This window comes from Gammaproteobacteria bacterium (assembly GCA_029862005.1).
GTDB lineage: Bacteria > Pseudomonadota > Gammaproteobacteria.
The window spans coordinates 70,834-96,970 of the sequence record JAOTYD010000004.1 but is presented as its reverse complement, the minus strand read 5'-3'; the positions used below and the strand labels follow the sequence as shown (position 1 = coordinate 96,970).

Here is a 26,137-nt window from a genome sequence, read left to right as displayed (position 1 = left end):
ACTGTCAATTTTGGATTGGTCTTGATTACTGCTATCGGCTACAGACCCGCGTCGGCTTTCAACGCATCGGCCTTGTCGGTGCGCTCCCAGCTCAGGTCGAGATCTTCGCGACCGAAATGGCCATAGGCCGCGGTTGGCTTGTATATCGGCTTCAGCAGGTCCAGCATCTCGATTAATCCCTTGGGGCGCAGATCGAAATGATCCCGAATCAGCGCGATGATGCGCTCGTCGGCGATAACGCCGGTGCCGAAGGTATCGACGCTGATCGAGGTCGGTTCGGCAACCCCGATCGCATACGAAACCTGTACTTCGCAGCGCTCGGCGATGCCCGCGGCGACGATGTTTTTCGCCACGTATCGCGCCGCGTATGCTGCCGAGCGGTCGACCTTGGAGGGGTCCTTGCCGGAAAAGGCACCGCCACCATGACGCGCCATGCCGCCATAGGTATCGACGATAATCTTGCGCCCGGTCAGACCGGCGTCACCCACGGGTCCGCCGACGACGAAGCGTCCGGTCGGGTTGACGTGGATGTTTTCGTTCTTGCACTGCGCGATCCATGCCTCCGGAAGTATCGGCTTAAGAATGGTATCGATCACGCCCTCGCGCAGGGTTGCCAGGTCGACCGACTCGTTGTGCTGGGTCGACAATACCACGGCCTCGAGACCAACCGGCTTGTGATGCTCGTAACGCAGCGTAACCTGACTCTTGGCGTCGGGCTGCAGCCAGTCCAGTTCGCCCGATTTGAAAACTTCGTGCTGGCGACGCACCAGGCGATGGGCGTAGGTGATGGGTGCCGGCATCAGCACGTCGGTTTCGCTGCAGGCGTAGCCGAACATCAGGCCCTGATCGCCGGCGCCCTGTTCCTTTTCATTGCCCTCGTCGACGCCCATCGCGATATCGCTGGACTGCTTGCCGAGGCCGGTGAGAACGGCACAGGTCTTGCCGTCGAAACCGCATTCCGGGTTGTCGTAACCGATTTCACAAACGGTATCGCGTACCAGCGCTTCCATGTCGACCTCGGCATGGGTGGTGATTTCACCTGCCAGCAGCACCATGCCGGTCTTGACCAGCGTTTCGCAGGCTACCCTGGAGCGTGGATCTTTTTCCAGCAGCGCGTCAAGGACCGCGTCAGAAATCTGATCAGCCATCTTGTCCGGATGTCCGCCGGATACGGATTCGGATGTGAAAATATATGAACCCGACATTCTAATCTCCCAACCCAGGTAACAAAGAGGGGCATTATAGGGAACGCGATGAAAATTAACAGCTTCGCGTAAGTATCGTTATTTATGGTGAATACCGATATAAATTTTATGAGTTGCCGTCAATTTCCATTTAGGGGAGAATATCGCGCCTTGTCGGCGGTGTAGGCGTCGCGGCGAACATGTGTTTTTGACTCGAGGTTTTAGTCAATTATGCATAGGCAAGGAAAAGCCAATAATAATCAAAAAGTTAAATGCACTAAACCGATTTTGAGGGCAACCGATGTCATCACGTAAACTGCTTGCGAATGCAATCCGCGCCTTGAGCATGGATGCTGTGCAGAGGGCCAATTCGGGGCATCCGGGGGCTCCGATGGGGATGGCTGATATCGCCGAAGTCCTCTACAGCGACTTCATGCGGCATAATCCGGCAAACCCCGACTGGAGTAATCGCGACCGCTTCGTGATGTCAAACGGACATGGTTCGATGCTGGCTTACTCGGTGCTTCACCTGAGCGGCTACGATGTCACCATCGAAGACCTCAAGAATTTTCGCCAGCTGCACTCGAAAACGCCCGGACACCCAGAGCACGGCTACGCACCGGGGATTGAGACCACGACCGGACCCCTCGGACAGGGCATCAGCAATGCCGTTGGCATGGCGATAGCGGAGCGTGTGCTTGCGGCCACGTTTAACCGCGACGATTTTAATATCGTTAATCATTTCACCTATGTTTTCCTCGGCGACGGTTGCATGATGGAGGGTATTTCTCATGAAGCCTGTTCACTCGCGGGTACCCTGGGCCTTGGCAAACTGATTGCGTTCTGGGATGACAACGGTATCTCGATCGATGGCAAGGTGGAAGGCTGGTTCCTCGATGATACCCCGAAACGCTTTGAAGCCTATGGTTGGCACGTGGTCGAAGTTGACGGGCACGACCCGGACGAGATCAAGATCGCGATAGAAGCAGCACGGGCAATCACCGCCAAACCGTCTTTAATCTGCTGCAAGACGATTATCGGCTTCGGTGCGCCGAACAAGGCGGGCGGACATGCCGTGCATGGCGCGCCGCTCGGCGAAGACGAGGTTGCACTCGCGCGGGTCGAACTCAGCTGGGAGCACCCACCGTTCGAGGTCCCCGAAGAGGTTTACCAGGGCTGGGACCATCGCAATGCCGGACAGGCCCATGAAGATGCCTGGCAGCAGAAATTTGATGCCTACCGGGAAGAATATCCAGAACTGGCCGCTGAATTCGAACGTCGCGTCAAGCGCGAGTTACCGCCAAACTGGGATGAGGCCACAGCATCATTCATTGCCGAGCTCGATGAAGCGGCGGAGGACAAGGCCACTCGCCAGGCTTCGCTGGCAACGCTTGAAAGTTATTCCGTTTTGCTGCCCGAACTTTTTGGAGGCTCGGCAGACCTGGGTGGTTCCAACGGTACCGAGTGGTCCGGGTACCGGCCAATGCGCGCGGAATTACCGGACGCTAATTACATTAACTACGGTGTACGCGAATTCGGCATGTCGGCAATGGTGAATGGTATTGCGCTGCATGGCGGCCTGATCCCGTTTGGAGCGACATTCCTGGTGTTTTCCGATTATGCACGCAATGCGGTTCGCATGGCCGCCCTGATGAAAATACCGAGTATTTTCGTGTATACCCACGATTCGATCGGTCTCGGCGAAGATGGCCCGACGCACCAGGCAGTGGAGCATATTCCGTCCTTGCGCATGATCCCCAACATGCATCTGTGGCGCCCCTGCGATACGGTCGAAACGGCGGTTAGCTGGAAAGCAGCGATTGAGCGCAGCAATGGACCCAGTTGCCTGGTGTTTTCACGCCAGGGTTTGAAGCACCAGGCGCGCAGCCCGGAACAGATTGAAGCCATTGTACGCGGCGGCTACATTCTGCGTGATTGTGAGGGTACTCCGGACGCGATCATTATCGCCACCGGTTCCGAAGTTGAGCTGGCGGTTGCCGCATACGAGTCTGATGCGCTGGTGGACGAAAATATACGCGTGGTCTCGATGCCCTGTACCGCGGTATTTGACCGGCAACCGCAAGATTACCGTGATTCGGTCCTGCCGCCTGATGTCAGTGCTCGCGTTGTGGTCGAAGCGGCGGTCACCACGGGCTGGTATCGATATATTGGTATGGACGGGGTTGTTATTGGCATCGACACCTTTGGTGAATCGGCGCCGGCCAAGGAATTATTTGCCTACTTCGGTTTTACCGTCGATAAAGTGGTGGAAGCGGTCAGCAACCTGCTGGGCACAGATTAGATTTTTTAAACTACTAAAGGAGATATTCAAATGACAATTCGCCTCGGCATCAATGGTTTTGGTCGAATCGGACGCATGGTTTTTCGCGCAGCTCAGGATTTCGACGATGTGGAAGTCGTCGCTATCAACGACCTGCTCGAACCAGAGTACCTGGCCTACATGCTTAAATTTGATTCGGTACACGGCAGGTTCAAGGGTGATGTCGCGGTCGAAGGTAACACGCTGGTCGTAAACGGTAAAAATATTCGCCTGACGGCAGAGCGTGATCCCGCGGATTTGAAATGGGGCGAAGTCGAGGTAGATATAGTGATCGAGGCGACCGGCTTGTTTCTAACCAAGGAAACCGCCCAGAAACATATCGACGCGGGTGCCCGCAAGGTCATCATGTCGGCGCCGTCGAAAGATGACACCCCGATGTTCGTTTTCGGGGTCAACGATGATAGATATGCCGGTGAAGCAATCATATCGAACGCATCCTGCACCACTAACTGCCTGGCCCCGATTGCCAAAGTTATGAATGATAACTTCGGACTTAAGCGCGGCTTGATGACAACCGTGCACGCGGCGACGGCAACCCAGAAAACCGTCGACGGTCCTTCGATGAAGGACTGGCGCGGGGGGCGCGGTATTCTTGAGAATATTATTCCGTCCTCGACCGGGGCCGCCAAGGCCGTCGGCAAGGTGCTGCCGGAACTCAACGGCAAGCTGACCGGCATGGCATTTCGCGTACCCACCTCCGATGTTTCGGTGGTTGATTTGACGGTTGAACTCGAAAACGGCGCCAGTTACGAAGATATTTGTGCGGCGATGAAGCGTGCGTCCGAAGGCCCGATGAAGGGTGTGCTTGCCTATACCGAGGAAAAGGTAGTGTCGACTGATTTCCAGGGCGAAGCCTGTACGTCGACATTCGATGCGGAAGCCGGTATTCAAATGGATGATACTTTCGTCAAGCTGATTTCCTGGTATGACAATGAGTGGGGTTATTCCTGCAAGGTTGTTGAAATGGCACGTGTCATCGCAGAGTAGAACCGGTTTCCTGATACGCTGAATCCGTCTATACAATTCTGAAGGTGTGCTAATGCCAGTACTGGAAATGACCGGCCTGGATCTGGCCGGTAAACGCGTATTGATTCGACAGGACCTGAATGTTCCGGTCAAGGATGGTGTCGTGACGAGCGACCAGCGGATCAAGGCGTCGCTCCCGGCAATTCAACGCTGCGTCGAGGCGGGTGCGCGTCTGATGATCATGTCCCACCTCGGCCGTCCCGAAGAAGGCAATCCGGAGCCGCAGTTCTCACTGCAACCAGTCGCGAATTACCTCGGCCAGGCACTTGGCAAGGATGTGCGCCTGGTGAGTGACTATCTCGAACGGGCGCCCGAGATGGCCGATGGCGACGTCGTGCTGCTCGAAAACGTGCGTTTCAATCGAGGAGAGAAAGTGAACGACGAAAGTCTTTCACAACGATATGCCGGGTTGTGCGATATTTTTGTTATGGATGCTTTCGGGACAGCGCATCGCGCACAGGCCTCGACCCACGGTGTCGGTCGCTTTGCACCCGTGGCCTGTGCCGGACCTCTACTTTCAGCCGAGCTCGACGCGTTGGCCAGGGCTTTGCATGAGCCGGCGCGGCCGATGGTTGCGATCGTCGGTGGCTCGAAGGTCTCGACTAAACTGACCGTGCTGGATTCGCTTGCGGAAATTGTGGATCAGCTGATCCCCGGTGGCGGAATCGCCAATACCTTTATCGCGGCCGCGGGTTACAATGTCGGCAAATCCCTGTTCGAACCGGTTCTGGTTGCTGAAGCGAAACGCCTGATAGAGCAGGCGCAGGCACGGGGCGGCGAAATTCCGGTCCCCACTGATGTCGTTTGTGGCAAGGAGTTTTCGGAATCGGCAGCTGCGACGGTTAAACCGGTTTCCGCGCTTGAAGACGATGACATGATCTTCGACATTGGCCCGGAGACGTCCGCTCGTTTCGCCGAAATCATGCAACAGGCAGCAACCATTGTCTGGAATGGCCCGGTCGGGGTTTTCGAGTTCGACCAGTTCGGAGAAGGCACCCGGGTGTTGTCACATGCGATTGCGGATTCACCCGCTTTTTCGATCGCGGGCGGCGGCGATACCCTGGCAGCTGTCGACAAGTACGGAATCTCGGATCGGATTTCGTATATTTCTACCGGTGGTGGCGCTTTCCTCGAGTTCCTGGAAGGTAAACAATTGCCGGCTGTGGCCATGCTGGAGCAGAGGTACCAGGAATATGAGAATAGCGCAACGTAGAACCAAGATCGTCGCGACCATGGGTCCGGCGACGGAATCGGAAGAAGCCATCGACAGCCTGATCAAAGCCGGGGTTGACGTTGTACGGCTCAATTTTTCGCATGGTACCGCGGACGAACACAGGGCCCGTGCCGAGAAAATCCGGCGCATCGGCCTCGAGAACGACCGCCATCTCGCCATTCTTGCCGATCTACAGGGACCCAAGATTCGTCTCCGGAAATTCAAACAGGGTTCCGTCGATCTCGCCATCGGCGACAGCTTTTGCCTCGATACCGAGTGCGCGGATGGGGAGGGTGACAGTAACGAGGTTGGGGTAACCTACGGCAAGCTGCCGCAGGATGTCGAAAAGGACGATATCCTGATGCTCGATGACGGTCGTATCGTGTTGAAAGTTGACGCGGTCGAAGGATCGCGAATCAGCTGCACGGTGCAGGTCGGTGGCGAACTTTCCGATAACAAGGGTATCAATCTCAAGGGCGGTGGCCTGACCGCCGAGGTGTTAACCGACAAGGACAAGGCTGACATCAAGACTGCGGCACTGATCGATGCCGATTATGTCGCAGTCTCCTTCCCGAGGAACGCAGCCGACATGAAGCAGGCGCGCATGTTGCTCGAAGCCGAGGGTAGTACGGCGGGCCTCGTGGCAAAGATCGAGCGTGCCGAGGCACTCGAAAACCTGGAAGAGATTATTAGTGTCTCGGAAGCACTAATGATTGCGCGCGGCGATTTGGGAGTCGAAATCGGTGACGCCAATTTACCCGCGGTGCAAAAGGAGATTATTCGCAAGGCGCGTTCTCAGAACTGCGTGACCATTACCGCAACCCAGATGATGGAGTCGATGCGCGAAAACCCAATCCCGACGCGCGCCGAAGTCTTCGATGTCGCCAACGCGGTACTCGACGGAACCGACGCGGTGATGCTGTCGGCGGAAACCGCGACCGGTGCCTACCCGAGCGAGACCGTGCTTGCGATGTCCGATATTTGTCTTAATGCAGAGCGGCAAAGCAGCGCGATCAAATCCCGGCATCGCCTCGACGACATCTTCGAAAAAGTCGACGAAGCTATCGCGATGGCTGCCATGTATACCGCCAATCATCTTGAAGTGCGTGCCATTGCAACCCTGACTGAATCCGGGTCGACATCATTGTGGATGTCTCGTATCAGCTCGGCGATACCGATTTATGCACTGTCGCGCCATGAATCGACCAATCGCAAGGTCAACCTTTATCGTGGCGTGTTCCCGGTCTATTTCCCGACCATACATACCAATCACGCCGAGGCTAACCAGGAAGCGGTCGAATTGATGAGAAGGCGCGGCGCGGTCGAAGAGGGTGATCTCGTGATTATCACCAAGGGCGACCTGATGGGAACCGGGGGTGGTACCAACGCGATGAAGATTGTCGAAGTTGGCAACATGCCGGATTTCGTTGCCTAGACCCTGGCGCCGGGCGTGGCCCTGCGCGTGAGCAGGTCATAGCTGAAAATAGCCAGCCCGATCCAGATCCCGAAAAATCCAAGTAACTTGTTGTAATTGAAAGCCTCTCCGAGCACAACCACGCCCGATAAGAATTGTAATGACGGGGTGACGTAGAACAGTATCCCGACCGTCGTCATCGGCAACATGCGCGTCCCGGCGGTAAAGAATGCGAGCGGGATCACGGTCACCGGCCCGCCGAGAACCAGCAGCAGATTGGTATCTAGCGTAGTATTCAAGAATATTGCTTCTCCCTGGTAATGAAGCCATGCGATCAGCGCCAGCGTAAACGGCAGTAGCAGCAGTATCTCGACCAGCAGCCCGGGTACGGCATTGGTCTTCATCTGTTTACGCATCAATCCGTAGGCGGCAAAGGTCAACCCGACCGCGAGTCCTGTCCAGGGGATCGTGGCGGTGGTGAATACATAGTAGGCGACGCCCGTCGCGGCAAACATGATTGCGACGATATTAAGACGGGTCAGCCTTTCTTTGAACATGACGACTCCGGCAACGACGTTTAACAGCGGTGTCAGGAAATAGCCCATGCTGGCCTCAACCACGCGCTGGTTGGCAACGGCCCAGATATAGATGCCCCAGTTCAGGCAAATGACCAGGCTGGAGAGTGCCAGCCATCTGAGTTCATGCCAGGATAACAACGCGTTCTTAACCTGCGATCGGCGTCGATCGTTCAGCCATACCAGCAGTAAAAGAACCGGCAGCGACCATAACATGCGGTGCAGTAGCACTTCGATCGCGGGGACATGGGCCAACAAGGCCCAGTAGAGGGGGAACAATCCCCAGCCGACGTAGCCGCTAAGTATGACAGCATAGCCCCGGTTCATGCGGCTTCTAGCTGCGCCTTAAATCTCGTGCCAATACCAGGATCAGGCCGATGACCTGCAGGAAGATCGCGATACTGAACAGGCGCGAGTTGTTACGGACCAGCGGCATTTTGGATTCCTGCAATTCCAGGGTTTCGAAGTAAGTGTCGTTGATGGATTCGATGGTTGATTTTTGTGCCGCCTTGCTGAGGTCGAGCAGCAAATCGAGGTCGCTACCGGTGTCCCGGTTCATACGAGCGCTAAATTCCTTCAATCCATGATTCTCGAGCAGCTCCTGCAGGTAATCCCGGTAAATGGAATCGATTACGGTGGTCTTATCGGGCTGCTTCGCGAGTAACAGTATGAAGAATTCCTTCTTGCGTTCGATCTCGGTTTTTGTCTGCCAGAGGCTGTCAATCAAGACCTCCTTGCTCTGGATTTCCCGATCGATGTCATTAATGGTGTCATTGTTGAGCCCAATGAAGTAATGGGTGATCACCGCGGAAAGTATGTTGAAAATAATTCCCGTTAATACGAACACCCAGGGAGCGAGAAAACGATCGAGACGAGACCTGGCCATGAAGTCAGCTGAACAACTTCGGCAACGGGGCATCATGCCCGCAACAAAACAGGGGCAGGTCGCAATATGACTTCAGATCGGATTCGTTGTCCATGTCGGTGTCGATCTCCGGGTTAACCTGGTTCAATACCATGGCGGCGACGCGCAGCTGCCTGCTTTGTACCGCGTGCAGCGTCATCAGGCCCTGGTTTACCGCACCGATACGGTTGTTGACAACGATGATAACCGGTAGTTGGAGTGCGCTCGCGAGGTCTGCGTTCAAACCATTCTCGGCCAGCGGCGAGTAAAATCCTCCGGCGCCTTCGACGATCAGTCGATGTTCGACGTGGTCGCGGCTGCAGGCGTCAACCAGAGACTCGAGGTAAACTTGCTGCTGTTCAAGACGCGCAGCCCGGTGTGGCGCAAGCGCCGCGCGATAGCGGTAGGGCGTAATCCGCTCGATAGTTTCGCGATGATCATTGGCCGCCTGCAGCGCTGCCGCGTCCCGGGTGAGCAGGTCTCCCGTCGCCGAAACCGCGCATCCTGATTCTATCGGTTTGCGGGTTTCGATGCCGATACTCAGCTGGCGCAGCTGTCTGACGATTTCGCAGGCGATATAGGTTTTACCGACATCGGTATCGGATCCTGTGATGAAGTAACCGCTGTCATCAAGCGCAATCATGATCGCATTTTGTGCAACTTGATCGTCAACTGCAAGCAATGATGGTGGTCGGTACGGACCACCTGTTATAATCGCGCGCGATTTATCGGAACGTGGTTGAGATGCAGGAATTTGTGGTAGGTCAGCGCTGGATCAGTGCGGCTGAACTTCAGCTTGGTCTTGGTATGGTGATCGAAATCGAGCACCGTACGGTCATTATCGTATTCCCGGCGACGGGTGAAACCCGTATATATGCACGCGCCGATGCACCGCTCACGCGGGTGCGTTTCCGCGAGGGTGACTGGGTTGAGAAACAGGATGGCCTCATTCTGAAGGTAATCGAGTTGACCGAAGTCAACGGTTTGATTGTCTACCACTGCGAAGACGAGCACGGCAACCTGGTTCAACTTCCCGAAGGCAGGTTGAGTAATTTTCTACAACTCAATCAGCCCGGAGAAAGATTGCTGAATGCGCAGATTGATCGCAACAAGTGGTTTAGTCTGCGCAGTAAAACCCGCGAAATCGCCAATCGCCTGCAGCAGTCGGCCGTATTCGGCCTGGCCGGCAGCCGCACCAGCCTGATTGCCCACCAGCTCTATATTGCGCATGAAGTGTCTCGCCGCTATGCGCCACGGGTTTTGCTTGCCGATGAAGTGGGTCTCGGTAAAACCATCGAAGCCGGATTGATACTGCACCAGCAGTTGTTGCTCGAGCGAGCGCGGCGGGTATTGATCGTCGTGCCGGAATCGCTGGTACACCAGTGGCTGGTCGAAATGTTGCGCCGCTTTAACCTGATGTTCAGCATCTTCGATGAAGCGCGGCTGGACGATCCCGAGCACGAGGAATTCGAAGGTGACGACACCGAAAATCCTTTTCACGGTGAACAGCTGGTGCTTTGCAGCCTGGAGTACCTGATCAACCACCCCGAACAGGCGGCGCACGCTCATGCCGGTGAGTGGGACCTGCTGGTGGTGGATGAAGCACACCATCTTTTATGGTCGCCCGAAGCACCCAGCTCCGAGTATCAACTGGTCGAGAATCTTGCCGAAAATACTGCGGGATTATTGCTGCTCACGGCAACCCCGGAACAGCTGGGTAAGGAAAGTCATTTTGCGCGTTTGCGCCTGCTCGATCCGGACCGGTTCAACGATCTGGATCGATTTCTGAGCGAAGAAAAAGGGTATCTGCGGCTGGCCGAGGAGGCCCAGGCTTTGCTCGACGACCCGGAACAGGCGGAGACATTAAGCGATTTGCTCGACCAGCACGGCACCGGGCGGGTTTTATTCCGCAATACCCGCCACGTGGTCAAGGGATTCCCGGCACGCGAGGTGTACCCGGTGGCGCTCGCGGGCGGTGAAGGTGATCCCTACCGGGATTGGCTGGGGGAGTTTTTACGAGAATACAGGGCCAATAAAGTACTGGTGATAACCGCGGCGGCGGTCACCGCTCAGCAGCTGGTTGCCGATTTGAAACAGTATTATGGCGTGCGCGCGGCGCTCTTTCACGAGGAACTGACGCTACTGGAGCGAGATCGTGCCGCGGCCTGGTTTTCGGACCATGAAGACGGGGCGCAGGTATTGATTTGCTCCGAAATCGGCAGTGAAGGCCGCAACTTTCAGTTCGCCCATCACCTGGTGCTTTATGATTTACCCCGCAATCCCGATTTGCTGGAGCAGCGAATCGGGCGCCTAGACCGAATTGGACAGAACGCGGTCATCAACATCCACGTACCCTTCGTCAAGGGAAGTGCGCGGCAGATCCTGTTTCGCTGGTACCACGAAAGCCTGGGCGCGTTTTCAAATACCTGCCCGGCCGGACATCAGGTTTACCTGAAAACCCGGAACGAGTTGGAACGCTACCTGGATAATCCACAGTTGCCCGTTGACGCTTTTATCGATCAGACGCGTGAACTGCATCAAGCGCTCGATCAGGAGCTGCAGCAGGGCCGTGATCGTTTGCTGGAGATCAATTCCTGCAGGCCCCTGGTTGCCGAATCGCTGATCGAAGAAGCGATGCAACGTGAACTGGACTTCGATCTGTTCAATTACATGGAACGTATTTACGATTGTTACGGGGTGAACAGCGAGATTCGCGGACAGGACCGATGGGTCATAACTCCCGGAGATAATATGCTGACCCAGATGCCGGGACTGCCGGAAGACGGTATGACCGTGACCTACGATCGTAGCGCGGCACTCGCCAACGAAGACCTGCATTACCTGACCTGGGAGCATCCGTTCGTGCGCAATTCGATGGATATGATCCTGAGCAGCGAATTCGGTAATACTGCGCTAATCGCCCTGAATTACGCCGGGGTTAAAGCCGGCACGGTGCTAGCCGAATGTCATTTCCTGATGGAGTTCAGTGATGATTCGGGCCGCCACAACGAGCGCTACTTTCCCAATTCAAGCATCCGGGTCGTGATTGACGAATCCGGGGAAGACCATTCCGAAAGCCTGGAACTGGAATTGAGTTTGCAACAGTCACAGCGCGTTGACAAGGATACCGCAATCAAGATTGTCAAAGCCCGGCAAACCGAGTTAGCGCGTATGCTGGAGATGGCGGAATTGATCGCCGATACCCGTGTACCCGGGTTAATTGCACAGGCCCGATCCGGTGGGCGCGAATTACTCGGGCACGAGGTTGCGCGCCTGGAAGCCTTGCAAAAGGTGAATCCCGGGGTGCGTAACGACGAGATCGAATTCTTTCAGAGTCAGCTCGATCACTTTGAAGTCGCGCTTGAGCATGCTCGTCTGAGGCTCGACGCGGTACGGGTGATCGTGTCGATTTAGATTATTGGCTATCTCGGCGCGGTTGTTCCCGTGGTCGGGATTGGTGTTTTGTATAAAATATTGGTTCGTGAAATCTGGCAAAAGTAATCCAGAAGCAGACGCGAACGGGAAAACTTACCTGCAACTGTTGATCGGCATCAAGAATTTACGTCGATAACCTGGCTTACATCAAATTTATGTTTGTAGTTGTCCTGCCATTAGAGGTAACTTAGGCGCTACAAGGATAAAAATGAAATTACGTAAAAAAATTTCTCATGCGTAGTAGCACGGTTGCCATATTTCTGGCCTGTCTTTCAATGGGATTTTCCAGCCTGGCAAGCGCTGCTGTTTGTGATGTCGATACAGACGGTGACGTGGATCGCCGGGACCTGCGGTTGATCGTCAGCGCACGTAATAAACCGGCTAGCGGACCGGACGATCCCCGCGATGCTGACGCAGATGGCACCATCACGGTGCCCGATGCACGTATCTGTGTGCGGCAGTGTAACTTGCCGGGCTGCAAAATAATCGATCCTGCTCCCCCTCAACCAACCGAAGATGCCCGCCAAGCTGATACTACTCCGGCCCAGAAAGCAGCCACAGATATCAGTAAACCAGCCAAGCCAACTTCTGACCAGACAGGTACCGGTATTCAGGGAAAGACAAAAGTGAGCGGCACTGAATGGAAAGTGAAGCGGGGCGATACACTATATGCGATCGCTCGCGCAGTTTACCCGGGGGATGCCAGTAAACAGGCACGGTTAAGGCAGGATATCATCAAGCTGAATCCCTCCGTATTCGCCAATGGAGCGAATAATATGGCCGTCGGTGTTGTACTTAAACTGCCCGATTATGTAGCACCCAAAGCCGCGCCACCCAAAGCCGCGCCACCCAAAGTAGTTATAAAGCCGGAGCCCGCAACGTCGCGCGAAGTTGCGCCCGTTCCGAAGAAGGAGCCGGAGGAGGAGCCGGAGGGGGAAAGCCAGGTGAAGAAAGAACCATTCGCTTTTTCCCTGTTTGGCGAGGATGGCAATTTTGTATTAAGTCTTGGTTACTCTTTCGGTGGAGACAAGCTGGAATATGAAGATGGTTCGTACGACCCTGCGGGCGCTGGCGGCCATTTGCGCCTGGGTTATGAGCCAATCTATCAACAGGCTGGCGGCTATCGTGCAGCGCTCGGTCTTCAATACGGTCGGACGAGCGACGGCGTAACTTTACGAGACACCTATTTGCAATTGGCGTATCAATATCGGGCGAATCCGTTTCTTTACGGTATCGGTGTTGTTTTCCATCAGGGCGCAAAGATCGAAGATGATTCCACGATCAAATACGATGCGGCAAATGGCCTGGTTGTGTATCTGGAGAATATTGGCGACGGTGATCTGGTTGGTTGGGGGCTTAGTTACACCTCTCTGGATATTGAAGAGGAAGATAGCGGTGAATCATTTGATGCATCACGAGCCGAACTTTATTACAGCTGGAAATTTTAGTTTCCCATTTAGGTGACACTCAAAACTTAAAGTTCAGCTTCCGCTACCGACCCAATGCGGACACCCATAAAAGCCATCTTAATCGAGATGGCTTTTATATTTATCTCATTTGTTGATTATTAGTTGCGTTTTCTGCGTCGAGAAAACCCGAGCCCCAAAACCCCGAGACCGAACAGTGCAATTATTGATGACTCTGATTTCGCCTGATGCCCAGAGAAAAACGGGTTGGTTATTGCTGGCTAGATAGCCCGGTCCTGCTTCTTTGCTTTCCTGATAAGCTTGGAGATGATTTTCAGTTCCTGGCTCAAATCATGATACCGGGTGCTAGTTTCATTGTTTTTACTTTCTTCTACAATCTCAACCTCAAGATCGGATTTCTTTTTTTCCAGCTTTTTAATTATTTTTAATAACTTTTCATGTTTTTTCTTCTTCTTCTTTTTCGATAAATCAAAAAAATCTTCCAGCTTATTTACGATGTCATTCGTATCCATATTCATCCCCAAGTTCTTTGATTTCCTGGTCTTTCACCCATAATGTAATAGCAGAACTAAGAAGTTTTTTGCTGATACTATGGGCAAAACCAATATCATTTATCAGGGAAGATGCCGTATTTGGATCTATTTTATTTTCTCTGATCAATGAATCCACTTCGTGATTCAGTTTGATTTCGTTTTCGTTTACAATATCCCGTTGAACCTCGATCTCCGTCAGGATGTCTTCTTCGTCACCCGTAAACTCTCTTACATGTTGTATCTTGCGTAAAACAGCGATCAATTGCGCGCGCAACTTATCATACTCTTCGATTGTGACAGTATTGTGACCTTTTGAATAAAAATTCAGGTTTCTTTGTAGTTCCCTTACATCTTTTACCATTTCAATTATATTTCTGGCGGTTAATTTCAACTCGTATATTTCGTTATTGCCCTCCTGGTCCATATAGTTTTGTGAAATCGACGCATACTGGATGATCTCTCCATACAGGCTCTTGAGCTCCTGCTGATATACCTTGTCAACATCAATTTTTATCGGTGCATTGGAATGCTCGACGACTTCATCGATATCGGCATCGGAAAAAATCTCGGTACGATGCAGATTCATTGCATGGACAATAGCCTCCAGTGACTTGTCATAAAGGTGAATGGTTTCTTTCCGCAGTGCGGCCAACGCGGTAGCCGGGATTTCCATCACTTCACTGGTTAAATATTTTGCCCGACCACGGCCCCTGGCTTCTTCACGAAACAGGGTTTCCAGGTAGCGGACCAGATATACGACAAATGGTGCAACAATCAGCACTCCGGCCACATTGAAAATGGTATGGAAGAGTGCCAGCCGCATGGCGTCGTCATTACTCGAGATCAATAAAAGCGGGGCCAGAAAATCAACCAGATCTTTTAACTGGTAGATAAATATCACCGCAAACAGGCCGGTAATAATATTGAAGATAAAATGCGCCACTGCGAGGCGCTTACCATTTTTATTAGATGCCAGGGCTCCGAGTGCTGCGGTTACCGTGGTACCGATGTTCGCACCTATCGCCAGGGAGAGTGCATTGATATAGTCGATCTGGCCGGTAGCGAGCGCAGTAATAATGATCGCCATGGTTGCACTGCTAGACTGGATAACAATTGTGGCGATAGCACCGAAAAGAATATAAACAAACACACCCAGGTAACCGGCCATTGCATACTCTGCCAGGTCCAGTCCCTGCTTGAGGGTTTCAAAACCCTCTTTCATGTATGCGATTCCCAGGAAAATAAAACCCAGTCCAATCAAAACGCTGCCTAAGCCCTTGTAGGTAATATGTTTGGAAAATTGCATGATCACGCCAAAAATGAGCATGGGTAAGGCATAGTGGGCGATTTTAATTTTCAGGCCGAAAGCGGAGACTAGCCAGGCCGTGGCAGTGGTGCCGATATTAGAACCGAAAACAACACCTACCGCCTGTGTCAGGCCTATGAGTTCAGCAGAGAGAAAGGAAATAATGATGACCGAAACCAATGAAGAGCTCTGGACGACGGCTGTCGCCAAAAATCCGGTACCGATAGCCTTCAGTGTCGTACTGGTAAATTTCTCCAGAATATTTTCCAGAGCTCCGCCACTGAATAGCTTAAAGCCGTCTTCCATGTAGTGCATGCCGATCAAAAATATAGCAATACCGGCAATAATCGTTTTGGCATCGTCATTCGAAACCACGAACCAGGCAAAAGCCAGGAACAGTAAAGGCGGGATTATTCTTTTTAGCATTTATAGAAAATCACTATTCTGGTAATTGTCAGCAGTGAATAACGATGTTCGATTCGATGTTAGCATCTGCGTTAATATCAAGGAAGCGTCTTGCCGTGAAACAGTTGCAGGATAGGAAAAATAAATACCATGTCTGGCACCTAGGTACCGAAATCGTAGCATGCGTCGAATCGCGCTCGTTGTTGATGCAATGTCGGTGTATCGGGACCGATAGTTGAAGGTATGTTTCCGCAAAGACCTCTTGAGAGAGCATGCAAGTAGAGAGTTCTACGGATTTCCCATGAACCGGCCCGAGCTGTTCAGACATTTTAACCATTTAATCTTTCAACTCATAAGCCCCGCCACGGTGCGGGGGATTTTGTTCAGGCTGGGAGTTCGAAACTGGCCGAAGAATGAAGCTAAGCAGACGCGTTTCAGTGTCAGCTCTGGAGAAAAAGCAGTATCAGCGCGAGTGGTGAATCCGACTGCATGAACTTGTTATGTGGCATATTACCTTTTCTAGTGTGGCTGATTTTTAAGCCACGAACTTAACGGTAATGTATCTACTACCATTTGATTTTGACCAATTCGAAAGATCATGTTCGCGACCAAACCCGCGGGTATAGGTCTGTTCCCGGTCGGTCACCCGGCTTGAGTCCATGTTCTGTCATGATGGCGCTGTGATCTGGATCCATCCCACAGTCCCTGAACTTGATGCGTACGTCATCGCCTAGCCACTTCGTGGTAAACACGCGCAAGTCGGTGTCTTTGTGAAGTCTGCCCGACCCGCCATGTATAATCCGGCTGTTGAAAGCCACACAGTCGCCAGGTTGCATATCCCAGTTTACGACACCGAAACTTTCGGGATCAGCATCAATGTCTGGGAGCGCAGTTTCAGCGATACCCGAGAAATCGACCTGGTCAACCGTCGTTTTGCCATCCGGATTTAGATCTCCGAAGTTGTACTGGTAAAACACGGAGTCGAGTCGGTGAGAGCCGGGCACGTAAGCCAATGCGTTTTCCCGTTTGACCGGAACCAGTGGCATCCAAAGCGTGCAGGTGTCATACCCCTCAACAGACCAATAAGGCTCGTCCTGATGCCAGGGCGTAGCAAACTGGCTGCCTGGGGAGCGTACAAATACCGCATCAAAATAAAAGTTGATATGTGTCGACTTCATCAACTCACCGGCAATTCGGGCGGCGGGCGAATTAAAAATAAACTGCCGGTATTCGTCGATACCCTGCCATGCCTGGCTATCCCAAAACATAGTACGTCCCTCGGCGTCCCGGTCCCACACGCGCGAGCGGTCTGTCGGATATTCGCAATTGGCGTTCAGCCCCTTATCCAGCAGATCAATCCATTCCAGGTCAAACAACCCTCGAAGCAGAACAACTCCGTCACGTTGATAGGTTGTAATCTGTTCTGATGTTATAGGGCGAAGTACGTCACTATTCATACATGTTATATTTTAAATGTGAAAGTTTTAAATACAAGAAGTAAGCCTTGTTTGGACATAAGTGTAAGCGGGAAACCAAGTGAGTGATTACCTTGGCGTGGAAAATATCGTCTACGGAAATAAAAATGGCTGCTTAGTTACTACTGTTTTAAACCGGAATCAGTCTATTCAGCAGAGTTGGAGAAAGATATGAATACCTCTCTCTCAGTCCGTCACAAAAGCCAACGTCTGATTATGGCCGATCACCGAAGCTTAGGAGATGCTCCCCAGCGTCTCCTTTAGGGAAGACAAACTCGTGCAGACTAATAACGGGATTTCGAAATCGAGACGAGGTAAGGTCCCGGGTGTGCCTAGTCGAGATAGTTGAAACGGCTGCGTTTTTCCCAGGCGATTTCAGCGTAGCGTGGAGTGTATTTGGTACCGGTATTCACCCAGAAGTACCGGTCGTTAAACATATACTCGGGCACGTAGTCCGTATGCAGGCTCGCCAGAGGATAAGGTTTGTTTCGACCGAGACCGGATTTTTTCGTGGCCTCAAGAAGGTACTCCCGACCGTCTTTTAACAGTGACACCCACGCATGTCCTTCGCCATTCCAGGTACCGACTACGACGCGAGCATCCTCCCCCATCGCAATCAGCCAGTCCGCCAGAATCAATGCGTGATCTTCACAGTCACCGCGCGAATATAGATACGCCTGTCGACTGGACTGCCAGACATCCTGCCTGCCAAAATAATGGATGGAATCAAGCTGGTAACTTTTACGCTGGGATAATACCAGTAGTGGGATCATCACGTTGTCCACGGGGAAAGGCTCGTAGCCTTCGAGATAGACATTGGCAAGCTTTTGTTTGCCGTCCACGCCCGAAGCAGACATCGTGTATATCAGCTGCTTGTTGTCGTGGAAATACCAGTAAGTAATCGGGTAGTCATACTGATCACTGTCTCTTAACAGCTTGTTCATTTCCGAATCACCCCGGCTTATCGACAGGGGTAAAATATCAATGCTGTAGCGCCCGGTCTCCAGTGAAAGGTCCTGTTGCGCCAGCGCAGTTGCCGAATCCTCGATTTTTAGATCAAGTTCGGACCGGACAGGTGTCTCTATGTTCCAGGCAGGGATCGCTTCCTGCAACTGCTCATGAATCAATCCCAGCACCACCAGAAACAGAAGCAGGGCAAAGGGAAAATAGGGATGCAGAAATAAAGGATCCTTATTCTTAAACACTTCACTCGTCCCTAGCCGCGAAATCCGAATGCAATGATGATGGCGACAAAGATGAGAATAGTTGAGGCAAATATCGCCACGGCTAAATTGCCCTTCTTTAATTCTCCTTCAAAATCGATATTTTTCAGGAGCCGCTTATCGATCCAGAGCAGGCTATATACACCAACGATCAGCGCGACAATCGTGTAACACAAATTGATCAGTAAATTGATCATTGATGCTGAAAAGAATTCTGTTCCCATAGTAGTTCCGCGTTGTTGAGTTAGTTCGTTTACGGATTAACGCCCGTGAGGGCCCGGCTTGCTGTAACAGTTACTCTTAACCTGCAAGCTTAGTATGAAATTTCGGATTGAGTTTGAGAATTGGCGATTTTTATAAGCCCGGTTGACGTTAGTGCCGAATACTCTGACGCGTGCGCTTGATGGTATTCGAACAAAAGAGTCACCAGATTATCAAAGCCGGTTATCGGTAAGTCGGCTCGTCGTTGAGACTATATTTTCGTTTCGGAAATATCCCGCGGAGTCCGCCAGACTTTGTCACAGGCATACTTCTGAGTGGCTCAGATAATCACTCGAAGCGTCAGGCTGAATATGAATCTGGTCACAATGATTAAATGTCGCAAATGATTGCAGGGCCTGGCCAAGCAGGGCAGTGAAGTCTTTTTCGACCCGGTGTTCGATATGTAAGGACCTTACCTCGAGTTTATTAGCAGCGCGATGTGCCTTGCAATCGACCCGGCCCACCAGTCGGTCGCGATACATAATCGGTAGACAGAAATAACCGAACTGTCTCAGGGGCTTCGGCACGTAGCATTCAATCTGGTAATCGAAGGTGAACAGGTCGCGGCTGCGTCGGCGTTGAATAACCGTATTATCGAAAGGCGATAATATGCGTACCTGAGCGAGACAACGCGGGGCACGGGAATCCAGCAGTTCCGGATCGATGTAAACGGTGCTGCTGTTGAGGGTTACGCTGGTCAGTGAACCGTCCTCGATACGCTGCATTAACTGCCGTTTGACAGCCTCGCGTAGTTTCTGCCCCTTGCGTAGATAAGTCATTGAAACCAGACTCGCAAATCCATGTGCTCGTAGCGTGGTGTCGACCAGGTAGTCGGCATATTCATCCAGGTCGGGCATGTGCGTATCCACCCAGTCGGGAAGAACGCGCTCCGGCAGGTCGTAGACTTTTTGAAAACCCTCGCGCGCGCTGATCATGAGCTCGCCCTGCATGAATAGTTGCTCCAGCGCCTGCTTGGCGGGTTTCCAGTCCCACCATCCCGTGTTACTCCGCGGTACGTCTTCAAAATCACGCGCCCGCAACGGGCCTTCCGATGTAATACGTGCCAGGATCTCGTGCTTCAGTTTTTGATCGCTGTCTTTAAACCAGCCTCGTTCGCCGTTCATTTGAGCCATGCGCGGTAGGGCGAAACGATAATCGGTCATTGGTAGCCATGCCGCCGCATGAAACCAGTACTCAAATACCTTGCGTTCGCGCACCAGTTGATCGAGGAACCTGGGACTGTAGTTACCGACCCGGGACCACAGGACGTGGTGATGGGCACGTTCGACAACCGAAATCGTGTCGATTTGCACGTAACCCAGTTGTTCGATAGCGCGCAGCGTGGCCTGTTTGCCGCGGCCGAATGCATCGGCTCTCAACAGGCCCTGCTGGTTGAGTGCGATACGTCTGAGTTTTGGTACTAGCGACATGGCCTGGCTTAATAAGCTTTGTACTGGGGATCATTTTTTATCACAATGCGGGGCTCGTCAATTACCACGGGTCTTTTATGCAGCGCAGTCAGGTCAAATTTCTCTATCTCAACCTGGGACATTTCCTGGACCACCTTTTCATGCTGGTTTTTGCATCGGTCGCCGCACTGCGTCTTACCGACGAATGGGGTATGAGTTATGCGGCCCTGATTCCCTACGCGACGCCTGGTTTTATCGCTTTCGGTGTATGCGCCTTGCTGGCCGGGTGGATCGCCGACAAGTGGAGCCGGGAGGGGATGATCGTAATTTTCTTTATTGGCATCGGCATCAGCTCGATACTGGCCGGGATGGCTGATACCCCGCTGCAGATTGCGCTGGGCCTGACCTTGATTGGAATATTCGCGGCTATCTATCACCCGGTCGGACTCGCCATGGTGGTGCATGGGCGCGCGCGAACGGGGATTCCAATTGCCGTGAACGGCGTGTTCGGCAATCTCGGCGTCGCCAGCGCTGCACTATTGACGGGGTTACTGATCGACAGTGCGGGCTGGCGCAGCGCCTTTTATGTGCCGGGAATTGTTTCGATACTGCTCGGCATCTCGTACTGGGTTTTTATCGTTAACGACAACCAGGGAGCGGCGGATCGTACCGAAACCAGTGGCTCCAATAACAAGATGGAGGCCCAGGTAATCCCGCGCCGGATCCTGATAAAAGTATTTGCCATTATTTTTTTCACCACGGCAGTCGGCGGCTTGATCTTTCAGAGTACTACCTTCGCATTGCCCAGGATATTTGCCGAGCGCCTGGGCGAGCTGGCCGGCACCGCTACCCTGGTGGGCTGGTATGCTTTCCTGGTATTTTCTCTCGCCGCGCTCGCTCAACTCATCATTGGCTATCTGGTCGATCATCACTCGCTGCGTCTCGTTTTTTCAGCGGTGGCGCTGTTACAGGCAATCTTCTTCTACCTGATGGCGCATCTCGAGGGAATGACTGCGCTGCTCGTGTCGATCGCCTTCATGTTTGTGGTGTTTGGCCAGATTCCGATCAACGATGTACTGGTCGGCCGAATGGCGCGCAGCGAATGGCGCAGCCGTGCCTATGCGCTGCGCTACGTGGTTACTTTTTCAGTAATGGCTTCAGCGGTTCCATTGATCGGCTGGATTCACGCAAACGGAGGATTTTCCAGGTTGTTCAACCTGCTAGCAATAACCGCATTGATGATCTTCAGCGCGGTACTGTTGCTGCCGAGGGTTAATCATTCCTTCGGGCGGCAGGTTTAAAGTGGTCTCTAAAAATGGAACGGGCGTTGTCGAGTTGAAGCTCAGGCCCTGCTATTTCGCCGGCACGATGTCCTGACCTGATCCATGCCGAGACTCGAGTCACTCTTCATTGCCTTCGTTATCCTGATACTTTGCTACCTGATCGCAAATGGATTATTCACGCGCTCGGTCTGGGTCAAGGGCAATCGCAAAGGCCTGGTGAGTTTTCGTGAGTGGGCGCACAAGCGCAATCGCGACGATGAGCCGCGCACCTACTGGTTTGCGATGATTTTCTACGGAGTCGCACTGCTTTGCCTGATCTGGCTTCTTGTGTCCAGCATCGGTGCCGGGCCCTGAACACCGTCCGCGTTTTTAGCGGTACCAGTGATGTCGATTTATCGATGACCCCACGCTTACGGGCTTTTTAAAATATCACCAGCATCAGAACGGCAAATAAACCAAGAACGAACAGTCCTTCGCCAATTCGCATTTCAAAGTGACGCTCCGGTAATGTTGATCTCGCAGTCGGCTGCGCTTTGTGATTCTGTTGCATTTTTGTCTCTCCTCGAGCACAACTATAACAACCACAAACCCACTGCGGCATCCCCCATTTAAGGTAAGCTTCAGGATTAATTTGGTTTAGCTCAACCGGAACAAGCTGCAATTTACCCGGGCGAGGGTTGGTATACCAGCAGCAGCTGCGGTGAAATTAGTCTTCGTCAATTTTCTGAATCAGGTAACCACCGGAACGTTCATCCAGCGACAGGCGAATCAGTCCGCGTCTCTCGGCCTCTTCCAGCAAGTCGCTGAAAGAGCGAACGCCATAGTAACGTTCGTTGAAGCCCGGACGCCGCCGTTTCAGGGCCTGCTTAACCATCGAACCCCATAACTTGTCCCGATCATCGCGTTCCGCGTAAAGCGCTTCCGCAGTCTCCATGACGAGGCTGATGGCATCATCGATTTTTTCCTCTTCGGGTTTTGCTGCTTCAGCCGCGGTGCCGCTGCTTTTCTTGCCCGCTGCTTTCTTCTTGGTCGGTGGCTTGCGCTTGCGTTGACGGCTCGACTCCTCGTCCCGGGCCAGGTCGTCATAAAAAATGAACTCGTCACAATTGCTCATCAGCAAGTCCGAGGTCGAACTTTTCACCCCGACTCCGATCACGGTTTTATTATTCTCCCTGAGCTTGCTGACCAGTGGTGAGAAATCGGAGTCTCCACTGACGATAACGAAGGTGTCTAGATGCTCCTTGGTGTAGCAGAGGTCGAGCGCATCGACCACCATGCGAATGTCGGCCGAATTTTTACCCGACTGGCGGGTGTGCGGAATCTCGATCAGCTCAAAGGCCGCGTCGTGCATTACCGACTTGAATTGCTTATATCGCTCCCAGTCGCAGTACGCCTTCTTGACAACTACGCTCCCCTTTACCAGCAGGCGCTCGAGTACCAGATTGATATTGAACTTTTCTATCCTCGCATCCCTGACGCCCAGCGCTACATTTTCAAAATCGCAAAAAATGGCGAGATTCTGATCTTCACTGACAGACGACATGTTTTATTGCTCCTGGTTCATAGGCTGGTTTCTGAATCGAACTATTGCCCGGCTGCGGGCAACGCTGACGGTCAGGATAAACCCTTGCGACTGGAAATAGAATCTGTTTCCAAAAAACCTGTATCTCGAGGAACTTTTTGAGCTAGAATATATCTTATTATTTTAACCGCCGAAGAGCGGCTTTTTTATCCAGCTTTCCCTGTCATCATTAGAGTTCCATTCGGGTTTCTCCTGTGCGCACCCTTGCTGAAGAGGGAAATATGTCCGCAATGCGGAGAGGTAACCCGTGTCATTTGAAGGTTTTTTAGTTTTACCAACCTGGGCCTACGTAGTTATTGCGTTAGTCCTGACCCACATCACCATCGCCAGCGTAACCATATTCCTGCATCGGCACCAGGCGCACAACGCGCTGGATCTCAAGCCGGTGGTCAGTCATTTCTTCCGTTTCTGGCTGTGGCTTACCACCGGAACCGTTACCCGCGAATGGGTCGCGATTCACCGCAAGCATCATGCTACCTGCGAGACTGCAGACGACCCACACAGTCCTCGTTACAAGGGGATTACGACCGTGTTGTTTGGTGGGCTCGTATTGTATCGGCGTGAAGCCCGTAACCAGGAAACGCTTGCAAAATTTGGCCAGGGCACACCAGACGACTGGCTCGAGCGCCATCTTTACGCGGCGTATCCCAGTCTGGGGATTGCCCTGATGGGATTAATCGATGTGCTTCTGTTTGGACTACCCGGACTGGTTATCTTTGGTGTGCAGATGATCTGGATTCCGTTCTGGGCAGCCGGTGTCATCAACGGCCTGGGTCATTACCTGGGTTACCGCAACTTTGAAACACCGGATGCATCGACGAACATCCTGCCCTGGGGAATCCTGGTCGGTGGCGAAGAACTGCATAACAACCACCACGCCTACATGGCATCGGCGCGTATGTCGAATAAATGGTGGGAGATCGATATCGGCTGGGCCTATATCCGGTTGCTGGCCATGTGCAAGTTGGCGAAGGTGAAACGCCTGGCCCCGCGCGCGATTAGTAAAATCGGCAAGCGCCTGGTCGATCGCGATACTGCGCAAGCAGTTGTTAGCCAGCGTTTTTTTATTCTGAAACGATATGGCCAGATGGTGGTGAGGCCGGCGTTGCGCGAGGCCAAACGTAATACCGATCGCATGGGTCGTCGACTCATCAGGCGGGCGCGTCGGCTAATGACGCGAGAGGGAATTCCTTCCGACCCGCGCTCGGTGCAAACCATCGACCGCGTATTGCTGCAGGACGAGACCCTGGCGACAATTTATCGCTTCAGGCAGCAGTTGAAGGAAGTTTGGACCCGGGGCTCAAAAGAGGAACCGGGTCGCGTCGAGCGCCTTCGTGCCTGGTGTGCGGCCTGTGAACAAAGCGGGATAGAAGCGTTGGAAGATTTCGCGGCTTATCTGCGCGGATACCAGTTGGTGAACACCTAGGTCGAGCTCACTGCGCAGTTTCGCCGCTAATGATCCCGGGGGCGGAGCACGGCGGCACCGGTGAGATTACCGCTGCGCAGGGCCTGCAGGGCTTGGTTAGCCTGTTCGAGTTTGAACTCCTCGATGTGGGTTTGAACCGGGACCTTCGGTGCCAGTGCGAGAAAATCGATTGCATCCTGGCGCGTCAGGTTGGCGACCGAGCGCAGCACGCGCTCGCCCCACAGGATATCGTAGGGGAAACTCGGAATATCCGACATGTGAATACCGCCGCAAACGACAATGCCACCCTTGCGTACTACGCGCAGTGCGGCCGGCACCAGTGAGCCGACCGGGGCAAAGATGATTGCTGCATCGAGCACGCATGGCGGCGCGATGTCGGAATCACCCACCCAGACCGCGCCCATGTCGATCGCAAATTCTTGTGCCGCTTCGTCCCCGGGACTGGTAAAGGCATAAACCTCACGTTTCTGGTAACGCGCTACCTGCGCGACGATATGGGCGGCTGCACCGAAACCGTAGATGCCGAGCCGCATCGAATCATCACCGGCCATCACCAGCGAACGATAACCGATCAGGCCCGCGCACAGCAGTGGCGCCGCCTCGGCATCACCGTATTCATCGGGCAAAGTAAAGCAAAACTGCGCGTCGGCGACGGTCATGTCGGCGTATCCGCCATCGATCTGGTATCCGGTGAAACCGGGCTCGTCGCAGAGGTTTTCATGTCCGGTTTTGCAGTAGCCACAGCATCCGCAGCTGTGCCCCAGCCAGGGAATACCGATGCGATCGCCAATCTTGAAATCTGCGACGCCTGCACCGAGAGCGCTCACGGTTCCGACGATTTCATGTCCGGGGATAATCGGCAGTTTGGGTTCGGTCAATTCGCCATCGACGACATGCAGATCGGTGCGACACACACCGCAGGCCGAAACCGTGACCTGCAGTTGGCCCGGGCCGGGCTCGGGATCGGGTCGCTGCACGAGTTTTAGTGGTACCCCGGGCTGTTCGAGAATCATTGCCTTCATGCGCTTTTTATCCGGGATTTTGGATCATCACTTTGGCTGGTAATCCCCGCGGTCAAAGCAAACCGCATGGCCTCTTCCATGTTCATCTGACAGGGCCTGACGTCGGCCTTTGGAATCAACAAGGTGAACCCGCCAATCATGTAACTCATCGGAATGTAGACCAGCACACTATCGGGTTTACGGAACGATTCGGGCAAACGATGCGGGTCTTCCTGGGTGATAAAACCAATCACCTCCATGTTATTGAAATTGACAATGACAACCCGGTCAAAATTCTCTTTTTTCGGAGAAAAGAAATCGAAGAGGTCGCGGATCGCACGATAAACGGTTTTAATGATCGGCAAGTGGTAAAGGATCTCTTCACTAAAAGCAAACAATTGCCTTACCAGCACCGCTTTCATCAGCAGCCCGACCATGAATACGAGCACCAGGCCCACGATGGTGCCGAGTCCAGGAAAATAAATAATTTCGGGTAAGGCCCAGCGCAATGCGGTGCCCATTACCTGTTCGGATGAAACCACCAGCCAGTACAGCAGGTAGACCGTCAGCACGATCGGAAGTACGGTGATTATCCCGGTAATTATGGTGGTGCCGATTGATTTGAACATGATCTGAATCCTGTGGTCCTGATAGCTGGATTCTAACAGCTTTTAGCAGATACCCGCTTGCGTGGGCATGGCAGGTTTGCGGGCG

Annotated in this window: 22 protein-coding genes; 9 read left to right on the top strand and 13 right to left on the bottom strand. The window is 53.1% G+C overall.

Features of this window, described 5'->3' with window-relative positions:
- Window positions 1–38: 38 nt before the first annotated feature.
- Window positions 39–1,205 carry a methionine adenosyltransferase gene (gene metK / locus OES20_04435; protein MDH3633934.1) on the bottom strand — a complete coding sequence of 389 codons (1,167 nt, stop codon included), beginning with the start codon at window positions 1,203–1,205 and terminating at the stop codon, window positions 39–41.
- 280 nt (window positions 1,206–1,485) lie between these two features.
- Between metK and tkt the strand changes: the two genes are divergently transcribed.
- From tkt to pyk, 4 genes are read left to right on the top strand one after another with little or no spacing between them, the layout of a single operon-like run.
- Window positions 1,486–3,486, top strand: coding sequence for a transketolase (gene tkt / locus OES20_04430; GenBank protein ID MDH3633933.1), 2,001 nt, complete (start codon window positions 1,486–1,488; stop codon window positions 3,484–3,486).
- A 30-nt stretch (window positions 3,487–3,516) separates the two neighbouring features.
- Window positions 3,517–4,512, top strand: a complete 996-nt coding sequence (gap, locus tag OES20_04425) for a type I glyceraldehyde-3-phosphate dehydrogenase (GenBank protein MDH3633932.1) — start codon at window positions 3,517–3,519, stop codon at window positions 4,510–4,512.
- A gap of 52 nt (window positions 4,513–4,564) precedes the next feature.
- On the top strand, window positions 4,565–5,764 hold the full coding sequence (locus tag OES20_04420) for a phosphoglycerate kinase (GenBank protein ID MDH3633931.1): 1,200 nt from the start codon (window positions 4,565–4,567) through the stop codon (window positions 5,762–5,764).
- Entirely contained in the window at window positions 5,745–7,199 is a 1,455-nt protein-coding gene (gene pyk, locus OES20_04415; protein ID MDH3633930.1) for a pyruvate kinase, read from the top strand. The genes OES20_04420 and pyk overlap by 20 nt, the downstream gene beginning before the upstream one ends.
- Here pyk and rarD read toward each other — a convergent pair.
- From rarD to bioD, 3 genes are read right to left on the bottom strand one after another with little or no spacing between them, the layout of a single operon-like run.
- On the bottom strand, window positions 7,196–8,080 hold the full coding sequence (gene rarD / locus OES20_04410) for an EamA family transporter RarD (protein ID MDH3633929.1): 885 nt from the start codon (window positions 8,078–8,080) through the stop codon (window positions 7,196–7,198). The two genes, pyk and rarD, sit on opposite strands and share 4 nt — an antisense overlap.
- A gap of 7 nt (window positions 8,081–8,087) precedes the next feature.
- Window positions 8,088–8,639, bottom strand: a complete 552-nt coding sequence (locus OES20_04405) for a hypothetical protein (GenBank protein ID MDH3633928.1) — start codon at window positions 8,637–8,639, stop codon at window positions 8,088–8,090.
- 4 nt (window positions 8,640–8,643) lie between these two features.
- Window positions 8,644–9,300 carry a dethiobiotin synthase gene (gene bioD / locus OES20_04400; protein MDH3633927.1) on the bottom strand — a complete coding sequence of 219 codons (657 nt, stop codon included), beginning with the start codon at window positions 9,298–9,300 and terminating at the stop codon, window positions 8,644–8,646.
- A 101-nt stretch (window positions 9,301–9,401) separates the two neighbouring features.
- Here bioD and rapA point away from each other — a divergent pair, with 101 nt between their 5' ends.
- Both rapA and OES20_04390 read left to right on the top strand, forming a co-directional pair.
- Window positions 9,402–12,071 carry an RNA polymerase-associated protein RapA gene (gene rapA, locus OES20_04395; protein ID MDH3633926.1) on the top strand — a complete coding sequence of 890 codons (2,670 nt, stop codon included), beginning with the start codon at window positions 9,402–9,404 and terminating at the stop codon, window positions 12,069–12,071.
- Between the two features lie 254 nt (window positions 12,072–12,325).
- The gene (locus tag OES20_04390; GenBank protein MDH3633925.1) at window positions 12,326–13,540 is read left to right on the top strand and encodes a hypothetical protein; all 1,215 of its coding nucleotides are present in this window, start codon (window positions 12,326–12,328) and stop codon (window positions 13,538–13,540) included.
- 239 nt (window positions 13,541–13,779) lie between these two features.
- On the opposite strand, the gene OES20_04385 is transcribed toward OES20_04390, so the two are convergent.
- The 6 genes from OES20_04385 to OES20_04360 all read right to left on the bottom strand — a co-directional run bounded on the left by OES20_04385 (window position 13,780) and on the right by OES20_04360 (window position 20,152).
- Window positions 13,780–14,031, bottom strand: a complete 252-nt coding sequence (locus OES20_04385; GenBank protein MDH3633924.1) for a hypothetical protein — start codon at window positions 14,029–14,031, stop codon at window positions 13,780–13,782.
- A complete protein-coding gene (locus tag OES20_04380; GenBank protein ID MDH3633923.1) occupies window positions 14,018–15,733 on the bottom strand; it encodes a Na/Pi cotransporter family protein in 1,716 nt (571 codons plus the stop codon). Before OES20_04380 ends, OES20_04385 begins: the two co-directional genes overlap by 14 nt.
- Before the next feature lie 626 nt (window positions 15,734–16,359).
- Window positions 16,360–17,220: a phytanoyl-CoA dioxygenase family protein gene (locus OES20_04375; GenBank protein MDH3633922.1), complete on the bottom strand. Its 861-nt coding sequence runs from the start codon at window positions 17,218–17,220 to the stop codon at window positions 16,360–16,362.
- A 350-nt stretch (window positions 17,221–17,570) separates the two neighbouring features.
- Window positions 17,571–18,443 carry a hypothetical protein gene (locus tag OES20_04370; protein ID MDH3633921.1) on the bottom strand — a complete coding sequence of 291 codons (873 nt, stop codon included), beginning with the start codon at window positions 18,441–18,443 and terminating at the stop codon, window positions 17,571–17,573.
- 11 nt (window positions 18,444–18,454) lie between these two features.
- Window positions 18,455–18,685 (bottom strand): DUF350 domain-containing protein, encoded by a 231-nt coding sequence (locus OES20_04365; GenBank protein ID MDH3633920.1) that lies wholly within the window; start codon window positions 18,683–18,685, stop codon window positions 18,455–18,457.
- A 294-nt stretch (window positions 18,686–18,979) separates the two neighbouring features.
- The gene (locus tag OES20_04360; protein ID MDH3633919.1) at window positions 18,980–20,152 is read right to left on the bottom strand and encodes a winged helix DNA-binding domain-containing protein; all 1,173 of its coding nucleotides are present in this window, start codon (window positions 20,150–20,152) and stop codon (window positions 18,980–18,982) included.
- Between the two features lie 77 nt (window positions 20,153–20,229).
- Here OES20_04360 and OES20_04355 point away from each other — a divergent pair, with 77 nt between their 5' ends.
- Window positions 20,230–21,432: an MFS transporter gene (locus tag OES20_04355; protein ID MDH3633918.1), complete on the top strand. Its 1,203-nt coding sequence runs from the start codon at window positions 20,230–20,232 to the stop codon at window positions 21,430–21,432.
- A gap of 84 nt (window positions 21,433–21,516) precedes the next feature.
- The gene (locus OES20_04350; GenBank protein MDH3633917.1) at window positions 21,517–21,768 is read left to right on the top strand and encodes a hypothetical protein; all 252 of its coding nucleotides are present in this window, start codon (window positions 21,517–21,519) and stop codon (window positions 21,766–21,768) included.
- Between the two features lie 352 nt (window positions 21,769–22,120).
- On the opposite strand, the gene OES20_04345 is transcribed toward OES20_04350, so the two are convergent.
- On the bottom strand, window positions 22,121–22,957 hold the full coding sequence (locus tag OES20_04345) for an NYN domain-containing protein (GenBank protein MDH3633916.1): 837 nt from the start codon (window positions 22,955–22,957) through the stop codon (window positions 22,121–22,123).
- Window positions 22,958–23,243: 286 nt separating this feature from the next.
- Between OES20_04345 and OES20_04340 the strand changes: the two genes are divergently transcribed.
- A complete protein-coding gene (locus tag OES20_04340; GenBank protein MDH3633915.1) occupies window positions 23,244–24,422 on the top strand; it encodes a fatty acid desaturase in 1,179 nt (392 codons plus the stop codon).
- A 26-nt stretch (window positions 24,423–24,448) separates the two neighbouring features.
- Here OES20_04340 and OES20_04335 read toward each other — a convergent pair whose 3' ends face one another.
- Together OES20_04335 and OES20_04330 are read right to left on the bottom strand one after the other, a co-directional pair.
- On the bottom strand, window positions 24,449–25,444 hold the full coding sequence (locus tag OES20_04335; GenBank protein MDH3633914.1) for a zinc-dependent alcohol dehydrogenase family protein: 996 nt from the start codon (window positions 25,442–25,444) through the stop codon (window positions 24,449–24,451).
- On the bottom strand, window positions 25,441–26,052 hold the full coding sequence (locus OES20_04330; protein MDH3633913.1) for a DUF502 domain-containing protein: 612 nt from the start codon (window positions 26,050–26,052) through the stop codon (window positions 25,441–25,443). Before OES20_04330 ends, OES20_04335 begins: the two co-directional genes overlap by 4 nt.
- Window positions 26,053–26,137: the final 85 nt, after the last annotated feature.

Excerpts from the sequence above, each read along its gene's own strand:
- metK (MDH3633934.1), bottom strand. The coding sequence starts at position 1,205 with ATGTCGGGTTCATATATTTTCACATCCGAATCCGTATCCGGCGGACAT.
- tkt (MDH3633933.1), top strand. The coding sequence starts at position 1,486 with ATGTCATCACGTAAACTGCTTGCGAATGCAATCCGCGCCTTGAGCATG.
- gap (MDH3633932.1), top strand. The coding sequence starts at position 3,517 with ATGACAATTCGCCTCGGCATCAATGGTTTTGGTCGAATCGGACGCATG.
- OES20_04420 (MDH3633931.1), top strand. The coding sequence starts at position 4,565 with ATGCCAGTACTGGAAATGACCGGCCTGGATCTGGCCGGTAAACGCGTA.
- pyk (MDH3633930.1), top strand. The coding sequence starts at position 5,745 with ATGAGAATAGCGCAACGTAGAACCAAGATCGTCGCGACCATGGGTCCG.
- rarD (MDH3633929.1), bottom strand. The coding sequence starts at position 8,080 with ATGAACCGGGGCTATGCTGTCATACTTAGCGGCTACGTCGGCTGGGGA.
- OES20_04405 (MDH3633928.1), bottom strand. The coding sequence starts at position 8,639 with ATGGCCAGGTCTCGTCTCGATCGTTTTCTCGCTCCCTGGGTGTTCGTA.
- bioD (MDH3633927.1), bottom strand. The coding sequence starts at position 9,300 with ATGATTGCGCTTGATGACAGCGGTTACTTCATCACAGGATCCGATACC.
- rapA (MDH3633926.1), top strand. The coding sequence starts at position 9,402 with ATGCAGGAATTTGTGGTAGGTCAGCGCTGGATCAGTGCGGCTGAACTT.
- OES20_04390 (MDH3633925.1), top strand. The coding sequence starts at position 12,326 with ATGCGTAGTAGCACGGTTGCCATATTTCTGGCCTGTCTTTCAATGGGA.
- OES20_04385 (MDH3633924.1), bottom strand. The coding sequence starts at position 14,031 with ATGGATACGAATGACATCGTAAATAAGCTGGAAGATTTTTTTGATTTA.
- OES20_04375 (MDH3633922.1), bottom strand. The coding sequence starts at position 17,220 with ATGAATAGTGACGTACTTCGCCCTATAACATCAGAACAGATTACAACC.
- OES20_04365 (MDH3633920.1), bottom strand. The coding sequence starts at position 18,685 with ATGGGAACAGAATTCTTTTCAGCATCAATGATCAATTTACTGATCAAT.
- OES20_04360 (MDH3633919.1), bottom strand. The coding sequence starts at position 20,152 with ATGTCGCTAGTACCAAAACTCAGACGTATCGCACTCAACCAGCAGGGC.
- OES20_04355 (MDH3633918.1), top strand. The coding sequence starts at position 20,230 with ATGCAGCGCAGTCAGGTCAAATTTCTCTATCTCAACCTGGGACATTTC.
- OES20_04350 (MDH3633917.1), top strand. The coding sequence starts at position 21,517 with ATGCCGAGACTCGAGTCACTCTTCATTGCCTTCGTTATCCTGATACTT.
- OES20_04345 (MDH3633916.1), bottom strand. The coding sequence starts at position 22,957 with ATGTCGTCTGTCAGTGAAGATCAGAATCTCGCCATTTTTTGCGATTTT.
- OES20_04335 (MDH3633914.1), bottom strand. The coding sequence starts at position 25,444 with ATGAAGGCAATGATTCTCGAACAGCCCGGGGTACCACTAAAACTCGTG.
- OES20_04330 (MDH3633913.1), bottom strand. The coding sequence starts at position 26,052 with ATGTTCAAATCAATCGGCACCACCATAATTACCGGGATAATCACCGTA.